Source organism: Aquimarina sp. MAR_2010_214, from assembly GCF_002846555.1.
In the GTDB taxonomy this organism is placed as follows: domain Bacteria; phylum Bacteroidota; class Bacteroidia; order Flavobacteriales; family Flavobacteriaceae; genus Aquimarina.
This window is the reverse complement of the sequence record NZ_PJMS01000001.1, coordinates 110,227-123,180: the sequence shown is the minus strand read 5'-3', so window position 1 is coordinate 123,180 and position 12,954 is coordinate 110,227. Positions and strand designations below refer to the sequence as shown.

Genomic DNA, 12,954 nt, shown 5'->3' with positions numbered 1-12,954 from the left:
GATACTTTTTAATACGGTTTATGACAAAGTGGCAGTGATTTATTTTCTAAAAAATCTATATTTGATGACTTTTTAACCCATAAATGTATAGGTAACGATGAATGCACTCTTTGAGAAAATAGAAAATAGTAAGTCTTTGGATTTTGGCGATATTTTTAATAAAAGTATCGAGCTCTTTAAAAAAGTATGGCTTCAAGGATTTGTACACTTGCTTATTTCGATATTAATTATGCTTCCTTTATTTTTTGTGATATATATTCCTGTTTTTGCTCTTGCAGGTATGTCAGGGTTTGAAAGTGGTTATGGTGATTATGGGTATCCTAGTGAAGAATTATCGATAGGTTTAATGTTCTTGTTTGTTATATTGGTTTTAGTTATAGCTATGATTGCTTCGGCACTCCAATTCGGGATTACGGCACATTTTTATAGGGTTTGTAAACAGGTAGATTTAGGGTTGCCAGAGACATCTTCGTATTTCATGTTTCTTAAAGGGAAATATTTAGGAAAAGTGTTTGCATTAGCAATAGCAACATTTGGAATAGCGATTTTGGCTGCAACGTTATGCTATCTTCCTATTTTTTATGTAATGGTTCCTTTGCAATTGCTAGGGGTGATATTTGCCTTTAATCCAGAGTATAGTGCTTCAGATCTTATAAAAGCTAGTTTTAAACTGGGTAATAAAATTTGGGGTATTTCGTTTGGGTTAATAATCGTTGCATCTATTTTGTCCCAAATGGTAGGTATGGTATTATGTTTTGTGGGAATATTTTTTACTGCTTCTTTTGTTTATATGCCAATCTATTTTATATATAAGGGTACATTAGGTTTTGAAGATGATGAATTTGAAAACAAAGAAACATTATTTGTAAAATAAAAAATAAGAAACCTGCTGATCGGCAGGTTTTTTTTAAACTAATTTTTTGATAAAGAATCTTGATATCAAAAAATTGATATACTTTTGTCGTCAGAAATTAAAGGACTATGGCTAAGAATTTAGTGATTGTGGAGTCGCCTGCTAAGGCCAAAACAATAGAAAAGTTTCTTGGGAAAGATTATACAGTTGCATCCAGTTTTGGGCATATTGCAGATTTACCTTCCAAAGAATTAGGGGTTGATGTTGAAGGGGATTTTAAACCCAAATATATCGTCTCCAAAGATAAGAAGGATGTCGTAAAAAAGCTGAAGAATCTTTCTAAGAATGCTGATATGGTATGGTTGGCAAGTGATGAGGATCGAGAAGGAGAAGCCATTGCATGGCACCTTGCAGAGACGCTTAAATTAGATAAAGACAGGACACGTCGTATCGTTTTTCATGAGATTACTAAAAATGCTATTCTTAAAGCAATAGAAAACCCTCGCTCTATCGATTATAATCTTGTAAATGCGCAACAAGCTAGGCGTGTTTTGGATCGTTTGGTAGGGTATGAGCTTTCTCCGGTATTATGGAGAAAGGTAAAAGGAGGATTATCTGCAGGAAGAGTGCAATCAGTTTCAGTGCGATTGATAGTAGAGCGTGAACGTGATATTTTAGGTTTTAAACCAGAAGCATCCTATAGAATTGATGCAGAGTTTTCTAATCAAGCTGGCAAATCTTTTAAGGCTAAGCTTCCTAAGAATTTTAAAACAAAAGAAGAGGCTGAAGCATTTTTACAAAAAAACCTAGGGGCATCGTTTAAGGTAGCTGATCTTTCTACAAAACCAGCAAAAAAATCACCAGCTCCGCCATTTACAACATCAACTTTGCAGCAAGAGGCTTCGAGGAAGTTGTACTTCTCTGTGAGTAAGACAATGACGATGGCGCAACGATTATATGAAGCGGGTTTAATCACATATATGAGAACAGATAGTGTTAATCTATCTACAGAAGCTCAAAATGGAGCAAAGGCAGAAATTGATTCGGCCTATGGTAATGAGTATAGTAATCCTAGACAATATAAAGGAAAATCAAAAGGAGCACAAGAAGCTCACGAAGCGATACGTCCTACAGATTTTTCAAGACATAGTGTAAATGTAGATTACGATCAACAACGTTTATACGAATTGATCTGGAAACGAGCTATTGCTTCGCAAATGAGTGATGCTAGATTAGAAAGAACTAATGTGAGGATTGAAGCTAATACACATAAAGAACAATTTGCTGCCAATGGTGAGGTTATAAAGTTTGAAGGTTTCCTAAAGGTGTATTTAGAAGGTAACGATGATGAGGATGAAGAGCAAGAAGGAATCCTTCCTGCAATGAAAGTGCAAGAAAGCCTGTTTAATAATTACATTTCAGCAACAGAAAGATTTACAAGAGCGCCAGGTCGATATACAGAAGCCTCACTGGTTAAAAAATTAGAAGAGCTAGGTATAGGAAGACCGTCAACATATGCACCTACGATTTCTACTATTCAAAATAGGAATTATGTAGAAAAAGGATCTAAAGAAGGAGAGGTTCGTGATTATATTCAAATGATTCTATCGGGAGATGCTGTGAATGAGAAAAAATTATCTGAGAAAGTAGGTAGTGATAAAGGGAAATTAATTCCAACCGATGTTGGGATGGTGGTAAATGACTTTTTGGTAAATCATTTTGCTTCGATTCTTGATTATAATTTTACGGCAAAAGTAGAACAGGATTTTGATGAAATAGCAGAGGGGCAAGAAGATTGGACTCATGTGATGAAGGAATTTTATCAAGAATTTCATCCTAGAGTAGAGGATGTGTCACAGAATGCAGAGCGCGAAGTAGGAGAACGTATTCTTGGAGAAGATCCAGCTACGGGCAAAGTGGTTAGTGTGCGATTAGGTAAATTTGGACCAATGGTTCAGATTGGTACTGCCGATGATGAGGATAAACCAAGATTTGCTAGTTTGGCACCAGGCCAAACATTAAGTAGTGTTACTTTTGAAGAAGCAATGGATCTGTTTCAGTTGCCAAAAGAACTTGGTGAATATAAAGGAGAAACTATTGTGGTTAATAATGGTCGTTTTGGACCTTATGTGCGTTTTGGTGAAAAATTTGTTTCCTTAGAAAAAGGAGAAGACCCGTTAAGTACTTCTTTGGATAGAGCTATTGAGTTAATCGATGCTAAAGAAAAAGCTGATGCTCCTATTTATACTTATGAGAATCTTCCTGTTCAAAAAGGTAAAGGTCGATTTGGTCCTTTTATTAAATGGAACGGAATGTTTATCAATGTAAATAAGAAATATGATTTTGATAATTTATCTGATAACGATATCGTAACTCTTATTGAAGAAAAGAAACAAAAAGAAATTGATAAGGTAATTCATAATTGGGAAGAAGAAGGAATTCGAGTTGAAAAAGCTAGATGGGGTCGCAGTAATATTATAAAAGGTAAAGTTAAAATCGAACTACCTAAGACTGTTGATGCTTCAAAGTTAACGCTGGATAAAGTAAAAGATCTGATAGAGAAAAATGCTCCCAAGAAAAAAACTGCAGCAAAAAAGAAAACTACAAAAAAGACCACTAAAAAGAAATAAACCAAAATATGTCTTTCGAATTTCTTATACCAGTTAGTGATTTAGTTGCCGCCCATACTAAGTTGCTTTCTGAACAGGCATTAGGAAATCAAATTAAAATTCATACGACAGCTGATGGAGTGCCAGATCTGGAAAAAATAGATGTTGCTATTCTCGGTATTCGGGAAAATAGAAATGACATCAATTTTTTAGGAGAAAGCTTGAGTTTTGATACTATTCGTAAATCATTATACGAGCTTTATCCCGGAAACTGGAGTACTAATATAGTAGATCTAGGAGATGTTGCTCCGGGGAATGAAGTTAGTGATACGTATTATTTGGTACAGGAGATTCTGTCTGCGTTATTGGTAAAAAATATTATTCCAATCATTATAGGAGGTAGTCAAGATTTAGTTTATGCACAATACAGATCATTTGACATTTTAGAGCGAATGGTAAATTTGGTTAATGTGGATAGTAAATTTGATTTAGGGAATTCTTCTAAGCCTATAACGAATACTTCATTTGTTGGTAAAATTATTGTAGAACAACCTTATAATTTGTTTAACTATAGTAATATAGGATATCAAACATATTTTAATGCTCAAGAAGAAATAGATCTGATAGAGAAATTATATTTTGATGCGTATCGTTTGGGAGAAGTTATTTCAGATGTGACTATTGTAGAGCCAATTATGCGAGATGCTGATATTGTTTCTGTGGATTTGGGAGTTGTGAATTCTACAAGTTTAAGCGGATTTACTGCTTCTCCCAATGGTTTTGATGGTCGTGAAATTTGCGCAATTTCTAGATATGCAGGGATTAGTGATAAGGTAAAAAGTTTTGGAATTTATGAATTTAAAAATTTCAAAAATGAAGAAACTACATCCTTGTTGATTGCTCAGATGATATGGTATTTTGTAGAAGGAATCAATTACAGGTCTAACGAAGTTAATATTAAAAATTTAAAAAGTACACTACATTATAATGTGCCGATAGAAGACGAAATTTTGTCTTTTTATAAAAGCGTTATGACCGGAAGATGGTGGATAGAAATACCATTTATTTCGTCTGGTAATAATAAATTGAAAAGACATACGTTATTACCTTGCACGTACAGCGATTATGAGCGAGCTTGTAATCAAGAAATACCTGAAAGATGGTATAAGGCAAAACAAAAAAACGAAGTTTAACATTTTTATTAGGTCGATTTAAGGTTTTTTTTAGAAAAAAATTGTTTTTCTGGAAATAAATAAATAGGTTTACGTCCTTAAATCTAGAAGATCTTAACCTAAAACACGTTATGAAGAAATTTGTATCACTCTTTGCTATTTTAGCAATGCTCTACAGTTGTGGTGGTGGAAGCCGAGGAGAACTGGTAGGAGCACAAGGAAAAAAATGGCACCCGCAGAAACCATATGGTATGGCCCTCATCCCCGGAGGTTCGTTCATTATGGGTAAGTCGGACGATGATAAAGCAGCACTTGCAAATGCCCCTACAAGAATGGTTACGGTTCGTTCTTTCTACATGGATGAAACCGAAATTACCAATAGCGAGTATAGGCAATTTGTAACTTGGGTTCGCGATTCTGTTATTAGAATGAGACTTGCGATAATGGCTGATGAATTAGGCAAAGCCCCAGGAGATGATGGTATTGGAGAATTTGCATTCCTAGATGCTGATACCGAGAACATGTCTGTCTACGAAAAATATATGTACGATAACTATAGTGGTACAGGTGAAACTGGCTACGAAGGTCGAAGACTTAATAAAGATATGGATATCGAATGGGATATCGAAGATTATCCCGATGAGTTTTATGCCGAAGTTATGGATACTATGTATATTCCTCTAGAAGAATCTTATAACGGTAGACGTACATTAGATGTAAGTAAATTCGAATTCAGATTTACATGGATGGATATCCAAGCCGCGGCACGTGCTAGAAAAGGTGGAAGAAAAGATTTTGTAAAAGAAGAAGTTATAAAAGTATATCCTGATACTACAGTTTGGATCAAGGATTTTAATTATTCATATAATGAGCCTATGCATAATGATTATTTTTGGCATAGTGCATACGATGACTACCCGGTAGTAGGTGTTTCTTGGGAACAAGCTAGAGCCTTCTGTCGTTGGAGAACTATTGAAAAAAACACCTTTCAAAAGAAAAAAGGTAAAGAATTCGTGAATTACTTCAGACTGCCTACAGAAGCAGAATGGGAGTATGCCGCTAGAGGAGGCCTAGAGTCAGCTACGTATCCATGGGGAGGCCCATATGCGTTAAATGACAGAGGTTGCTTCTTAGCAAACTTTAAGCCTCTTAGAGGAAACTACGCAGCAGATAACTTTTTATATACTGTAGAAGCCAAAACATTCGACCCTAATGATTATAACCTATACAATATGGCCGGTAATGTTTCTGAGTGGGTACAGTCATCCTATGATCCCGCAGCTTACGAGTATGTGTCATCAATGAACCCAAATGTCAATGATGATGAAAATAAACGTAAAGTTGTACGTGGAGGATCCTGGAAAGATGTTGCTTACTTCCTACAGGTAAGTACCAGAGATTACGAATACGCAGATTCTGCGAGGAGTTTTATCGGATTTAGAACAGTTCAGGACTATATGGGTACTGAATCGACTGGAGAAGCTAATACTCAGAATCAAAACTAAGTCCCAAAATTTTCTATCAACTTAATTACTAACCCTTTTTTAAAACTTAAGATTTAAAAAAAAAAACAAATTTATTATGGCAAATTCAAAAGCAAGCAAAAAATTAATGAACATGGTCTACGGTCTGGGAGCAGCCGTTGTAATATTAGGTGCACTTTTTAAAATTATGCACTGGACATTTGGTAATGAAATGCTTATCATTGGTTTGATTACTGAAGCATTAGTATTTACTGTTTCTGCATTCGAACCAGTAGACAGCGATCTAGATTGGTCTCTAGTATATCCTGAATTAGCAGGAGGGAACAAAAAAGATAAAAAAGAGAAAGAAACTCCAGAAGGATTATTATCTAAAAAATTAGATGACATGCTTAAAGAAGCTAGACTTGATACTGGCCTTATGAGCAGTCTTGGTGATAGTATCCGTAATTTCGAAGGAGCAGCAAGAAACCTTGGTCCTACAACAGATGCTATTGCAGGAACTAGAAAATATAGCGAAGAGATGGCAAGTGCAGCGTCGCATCTTGAGTCTTTAAATAGCTTATATAAAGTTCAGTTAGAATCTTCTTCGCGTCAGGCTGAAGCTAACCAGGCTATAGCTGATAATGCAGATAAGCTTAAAAACCAGATGGAGAGCCTTACTAGTAACCTTTCTTCTCTAAATGGAGTATATGGTGGTATGTTAACTGCAATGAACAGAAGTTAACATTTTATTAATTAAGATATAGTATAATAACTACCAAAATCTAAGAAGAATATGGCAGGAGGAAAATTATCCCCAAGGCAGAAGATGATTAACCTGATGTACTTGGTTTTCATCGCGATGATGGCATTAAATATGTCAAAAGAAGTATTAACTGCGTTTGGTTTGATGTCAGAAAAATTGACAGAATCAAATGAGTTAGCTACCCAACGAAATACTGGATTTATGGCAGGTCTGGCCGAAAAGGTTTCAGAACAGCCAGAAAAATATACCCCATTAAAAGAAAAAGCTGATCAAATTAGTCTTTTATCTAATGAGTTTAATGCATATCTAGATCAACTTAAAGCCGAATTGGTTGACGATAGAGATGATCCTACTGATTATGAAACTATGGATAGACCAGATAGGTTAGATCAAAAGTTTTTTGAAGGTGGTAAAGTTACTGCTGGAGCTCAGGAGTTTTTAGATAAAATTGCAAAGTATAGAGATGGTGTATCTGCAGCAATCAAAGAAGTGAAAGAAGTTGATGCTTCTGTTGCTGATGATGTTATTAAAACCTTTTCTACTAGTGATGTAAAAGACAGATCTGGAGTAAATAAAAAATGGTTAAATTATAGTTTTGAAGGATTTCCTTTAGTTGCTTCTTTAACTAAGCTTACTCAAATGCAAGCTGATGTTAAAACAACAGAAAGTAAAGTGCTTTCAGCTTTATTAGCTGGGCAACAAGCTTCTGAACTTTCTTTTAGTAACTATGAAGCAATTGTAGTGGCAGATAAAACTGCTTTCTTTAGTGGAGAGAAATTTAAAGGTAGAATTGTTCTTGGACGTTTTGATGCTACACTTAAGCCAACCAAAGTAATGGTTAATGGTAAAGAGCAAACAGAAGTTCAGAATGGACAAATCATGTTAGATTTCCCAGCAGGAAATGTTGGAGAAAGAGAGATCAAAGGTGTTCTTGAGTTTAAAGAAGGAGATTCTATTATCCCTATTGATATTAAGAGTACATATACTGTTATCCCTAGACCAAATTCTGCTGTAATTTCTGCAGATAAGATGAATGTGGTCTATCGTGGAGTTAATAACCCAATGACAATTTCTATTCCTGGTGTACCAGCTGTAAATGCTTCTGCCCCTGGATTAAGAAAAGCTGGAGGTGCAGGAAAATATATGATGAATGTTACTGCTGTAAAAGCTCGTGAAGTTAGTATCAAAGTTAGTGGTAAACTAGCAAATGGTACTACAGTAAGTGATAGTAAGAAATTTAGAATTAAAGGTATACCAAGACCTGTAGGAACAGTACGTGGTGAAGATGGAGCAATCAAAATGGCAAGAAATGCCTTAGAAATTTCATCTGTAGGTGCGATTCTACCAGATTTTGACTTTGATATTAAATTAAAAGTTACTGGATTTAAATTTAAAGTAGAAGGACAGCCAACAGTAAGTGTTCCTGGAGGTAGACTTAATTCTAAAGCAAAATCAGCTTTGCGTAAAGCAAAAAGAGGTTCTTCTGTTCAGATTATTGATATAAAAGCACGGTTGGCTAATAGCTCTGGATATAAGTTGAAAAAAATATCTCCGGTTATTATTGAGTTAACGAATTAAAAAATAAACTTACATAGTTATGAATTTGAGAAATTTTGTATTAACCGTTTTTGGTCTATTGATTTCTTCTCTTTCTTTCGGACAGGCAAATGTTTTAAATGCCAACAATCCAGATGAGATAGGAAAGAAAACTCAAGAACAGATTTTATATGACAATGATCGTCCCTTAGAGTACGGATATGTAGATAAACGTGATGTATTGTGGGCAAAAACAACTTGGGAAACTATTGACCTTGATGAGCGAATAAATTTCCCATTGTACTATCCTATTGATACGTTTAATATTGGTGCTAATCGTCGTTCTTTGTATGATGTATTGGTGACGAATATCAAAAACGGAAAAATCAAAAATATTTATTCAGATTCATATTTTACTGAGACACGTACTTTTGAAGATCTTAAATCAACAATGTCTAAAATTGACACGACAGATTTAGGGTTTGAACAGTATAATGCAGGAGAAGAAGTAGATCCTCAATACATTAATAGACGAGATATTGCTTCTGCAGATATTTCAGAATATAAAATAAGAGGATATTGGTATTTTGATAAGAGACTAGGGGAATTAAGATACAGATTGCTTGGATTAGCACCTGTAGCACCCGATGTTAACTTTATCGATGATGATGAGCCAGATATGGTTGCATTATTCTGGATATGGTATCCTGATGCTAGAGAAATATTTCATAATGCAATGGCATTTAATAGGAAAAACACATCTATGCCGTTTACATATGATCATATTCTTAATGCAAGACGCTTTAATTCTGTGATTTATAAAGAAGATAACATTCAAGGTGACCGCGAAATCAAGGACTATGTGATTGATAATGCTTTGATGCAACTTCTTGAAAGTGAAAGGATTAAAGAAAGTATTCGAAATTTTGAAATGGATATGTGGAGCTATTAATGACTTCAATATTTTTCAATAAATAATAGATAAAACGCCCAACTATAGTTGGGCGTTTTATTATTTTTGGAATATATTATAATAGTGCCCTATTTTATCTTTTCTGTGGGTAGATTAAAAGGTTGAATGATGTTAGATTATATTGTTGTAGGATTTGGGATATCAGGATTGTCTTTTGTAGAACAATTAGAAAGTAATAATAAATCATATAAGGTTTATGAGGATGCTTCTCAAAAATCCTCAAGAGTTGCTGGAGGTATTTTTAACCCTGTTGTTCTAAAACGTTTTACGATGGCCTGGCAGGCATCAGAGCAGATCGATACGGCAATTTCATTATATAAAAATGTAGAAGCCAAACTTCATGAGCCATTAATTTCAGAGCTTCCGGTATTACGCCGATTTAATGCCGTAGAAGAACAAAATAATTGGTTTGAAGCTTGCGATAAACCAATCTTATGTAAGTTCCTTTCTTCAGAATTAATTCGAAATACGAATGCTGCTTTAGATATTCCGTTTCAGTATGGGAAAGTAAATTATACAGGAAAAATTGAGCTTAATACCATGCTGTCTTCTTATGAAAAACGCCTTAAAGAACATGATTTTTTACTCAATGAATCTTTTGAATATGATAAACTGATCATAGAAGAAGAGTGTATTCGATACAAAGGAGTACAATCAAAACATATCGTATTTGCTGAAGGCTTTGGAGTAAAAAACAATCCGTTTTTTAATGATTTACCACTATACGGTAATAAAGGGGAGTATATTATTATTAAGTCTGAAGCACTTAAATTACAGGAAACGATAAAATCTTCAATATTTATTATTCCTCTGGGAGATGATTTATACAAAGTTGGAGCAACATATAACAATCAGGATAAATCTCCAGAAGTAACGGTTACTGCAAGAGAAGAGTTACAAAAAAAGCTGGAGAAGTTTTTAAAAGTACCTTACGAAGTAGTAGATCAGGTAGCAGGAATACGACCTACAGTAAAGGACCGAAGACCTTTGATAGGAACGCATACCAGGTATGCTAATATGCATATTCTAAATGGTATGGGTAGTAGAGGTATACTTTTGGCCCCTACTATGGCAAAAGAGTTATATAACCATATAGAAAAAGGAATTTCTTTGGATAAGGAAATAGATTGTAAACGGTATGAAAGCTTACGATGAATGTTTTTCTTTTTTGTAGTGCATAAAAAAGTTAATCCAGATATTTCGGGACAATCTTAAAATAACAGGCAAAAAAGCAATCATTGTTCCGGCAATTATAAGAAAAGTAGCCACTAGATTTAGCTTAAAAATAAGATTGCTAATCACAAAAGCTGCAACGGCAAAAGCGATACCTACAGGGTAACTCACATACATAGCACCATAAAAAAAAGAAGGCTCCATTTTGTATTTGGTGTTACAATGACTACAACGTTCCTGCATTTTTAAAGTCTGGCTTAATTTATAAGGGTTGGATTCCTTATACATGCTTTCTTTCTGGCATACAGGACAGCTGCCAGTTATAATACTATAAATCTTTGTTCCTTTTAAGAAGTTCATGGGCGTTTTTATTCTAACGCAAAATTAATCATCTTTGCACAAAATATTCAAAAGCACATGTTAAACATACATAACTTATCGATTTCGTTTGGAGGGGAGTACCTTTTTGAAGAAATAAGCTTCAGATTAAATGCAGGAGATCGAGTTGGATTGATAGGAAAGAATGGTGCAGGGAAATCTACCATGCTTAAGATTTTGTCCAAAGAGCAAGAACCAGATTCTGGTCAGATAGCTATGGATAAAGAGATAAAGATTGGTTTTTTAAAGCAAGATATAGATTTTGTATTAGGACGCACGGTTTTAGAGGAAGCCTACGAAGCCTTCATAGAAATTAAGAAAGCAGAGCGCGATATTGATGCTATTAATGCTCAGCTAGCAGAACGCACGGATTATGAAAGTGAAAAATATAATCAATTAATTACCGATTTAAGTGATCTTACACATCATTATGAGATACTGGGTGGGTATAACTATCAAGGAGAAACAGAAAGGGTCTTACAGGGCCTTGGATTTGCTCGTGAAGATTTTAATAAACTTACCGATACGTTCTCTGGTGGATGGCGTATGAGAATCGAATTAGCAAAGTTGTTATTACAGAATAATGATATTTTACTACTCGATGAGCCTACAAACCACTTAGATATAGAGTCTATTATCTGGCTAGAGAATTTTTTGAAAAATTATGCCGGAGTAGTAGTTATTGTTTCGCATGACAAAATGTTTCTGGATAATGTAACCAACAGGACTATAGAAATATCTTTGGGGCGTATCTATGATTATAACAAACCTTATTCTAAATATTTGGTGCTTCGTAAAGAGATTCGGGAACAGCAATTAGCTACGCAAAAGAACCAATCTAAGCAGATAGAACAGACCGAAAAGCTGATCGAGAAATTTAGAGCAAAAGCTTCTAAAGCCTCTATGGCACAATCTTTAATTAAGAAATTGGATAAGATTGATAGAATAGAAGTAGATGAAGATGATAATGCAGTAATGAATATTAGTTTTCCTATACATGTACAACCGGGAAAAGTAGTTATTGAAGCCGATAGTGTAGGTAAAAATTATGGTGATAAAGAGATTCTCAAAGACATTGATTTACTAGTAGAGAGAGGGTCTAAAATAGCATTTGTAGGTCAGAATGGTCAGGGTAAATCAACATTGGCTAAGATTATCATTGATGAGATATCGTATACCGGAGAGTTTAAGTTGGGGCATAATGTTCAGATAGGGTATTTTGCTCAGAATCAGTCAGAATATCTGGATGGAGAATTGACTGTTCATGATACTATGATCCATGCAGCCGATGAAAAAACACGAACCAAGGTCCGTGATATGTTAGGATCCTTCTTGTTTAGAGGTGATGAAGTGGATAAAAAGGTAAAAGTACTTTCTGGAGGAGAGAGAAACCGATTAGCACTATGTAAAATGCTATTACAGCCTTTTAATGTATTAGTGATGGATGAGCCAACAAACCACTTGGATATCAAATCTAAAAATGTATTAAAAGAAGCTTTGAAAAACTTTGACGGAACCCTGATTTTGGTATCACATGATAGAGATTTTCTGCAAGGATTAAGTAATACCGTTTATGAGTTTAAGAATAAAAAAATCAAAGAATACCTCGGAGATATAAATTTCTACTTAGAAGAAAAAAGAATTAGTGATCTTAGAGATATAGAAAAGAAAGACAAGCAAGAGAAAATTGCTTCTGATACCAAAGAGACAGCAAAGCAATCCTATCAGGATCAGAAAAAACTGAAATCACTTAGTAATAAGTTGAGTAATATAGAATCTAAAATCAATAAGCTCGAAAGAGAAATTAAAGAAATTGATGTAGAACTGGCGATCAATTATGATCAAACTATTGCGCAACCTAACTTTTTTGATAATTACCAGGCAAAAAAAAATCTCTTATCTTCACTAATGGAAGATTGGGAAGCATTACAAGAGGAAATGGATGTATTAAATGGTGCATAAGATATTGTTTGTTTTGCCTTCTAATTTTTGTTTTTTATCGTAACCAACTGAAAAAAGAGTATACTACTT

At 34.5% G+C, this 12,954-nt stretch carries 10 protein-coding genes; 9 read left to right on the top strand and 1 reads right to left on the bottom strand.

Going from position 1 to position 12,954, the window contains the following annotated elements:
- Positions 1-97 precede the first annotated feature (97 nt).
- The 8 genes from ATE84_RS00470 (at position 98) to ATE84_RS00435 (ending at position 10,527) form a co-directional block, all read left to right on the top strand.
- Positions 98-874 (top strand): hypothetical protein, encoded by a 777-nt coding sequence (locus ATE84_RS00470; protein ID WP_101444904.1) that lies wholly within the window; start codon positions 98-100, stop codon positions 872-874.
- A 107-nt stretch (positions 875-981) separates the two neighbouring features.
- Positions 982-3,483: a type I DNA topoisomerase gene (topA, locus tag ATE84_RS00465; RefSeq protein WP_101444903.1), complete on the top strand. Its 2,502-nt coding sequence runs from the start codon at positions 982-984 to the stop codon at positions 3,481-3,483.
- Between the two features lie 8 nt (positions 3,484-3,491).
- Positions 3,492-4,655, top strand: a complete 1,164-nt coding sequence (locus ATE84_RS00460) for a formimidoylglutamase (protein ID WP_101444901.1) — start codon at positions 3,492-3,494, stop codon at positions 4,653-4,655.
- Between the two features lie 110 nt (positions 4,656-4,765).
- Positions 4,766-6,139 (top strand): gliding motility lipoprotein GldK, encoded by a 1,374-nt coding sequence (gene gldK, locus ATE84_RS00455; RefSeq protein ID WP_101444900.1) that lies wholly within the window; start codon positions 4,766-4,768, stop codon positions 6,137-6,139.
- 76 nt (positions 6,140-6,215) lie between these two features.
- Positions 6,216-6,842 carry a gliding motility protein GldL gene (gldL, locus tag ATE84_RS00450; protein WP_101444898.1) on the top strand — a complete coding sequence of 209 codons (627 nt, stop codon included), beginning with the start codon at positions 6,216-6,218 and terminating at the stop codon, positions 6,840-6,842.
- A gap of 51 nt (positions 6,843-6,893) precedes the next feature.
- Positions 6,894-8,441 (top strand): gliding motility protein GldM, encoded by a 1,548-nt coding sequence (gene gldM, locus ATE84_RS00445; RefSeq protein WP_101444896.1) that lies wholly within the window; start codon positions 6,894-6,896, stop codon positions 8,439-8,441.
- 19 nt (positions 8,442-8,460) lie between these two features.
- A complete protein-coding gene (gldN, locus tag ATE84_RS00440; RefSeq protein WP_101444895.1) occupies positions 8,461-9,351 on the top strand; it encodes a gliding motility protein GldN in 891 nt (296 codons plus the stop codon).
- 129 nt (positions 9,352-9,480) lie between these two features.
- Positions 9,481-10,527 carry an FAD-binding oxidoreductase gene (locus ATE84_RS00435; RefSeq protein WP_101444893.1) on the top strand — a complete coding sequence of 349 codons (1,047 nt, stop codon included), beginning with the start codon at positions 9,481-9,483 and terminating at the stop codon, positions 10,525-10,527.
- On the opposite strand, the gene ATE84_RS00430 is transcribed toward ATE84_RS00435, so the two are convergent.
- Positions 10,519-10,905, bottom strand: a complete 387-nt coding sequence (locus ATE84_RS00430) for a DUF983 domain-containing protein (protein ID WP_101444891.1) — start codon at positions 10,903-10,905, stop codon at positions 10,519-10,521. The genes ATE84_RS00435 and ATE84_RS00430 overlap by 9 nt on opposite strands.
- A gap of 57 nt (positions 10,906-10,962) precedes the next feature.
- Here ATE84_RS00430 and ATE84_RS00425 point away from each other — a divergent pair, with 57 nt between their 5' ends.
- A complete protein-coding gene (locus ATE84_RS00425) occupies positions 10,963-12,885 on the top strand; it encodes an ABC-F family ATP-binding cassette domain-containing protein (protein WP_101444890.1) in 1,923 nt (640 codons plus the stop codon).
- Positions 12,886-12,954 lie beyond the last annotated feature (69 nt).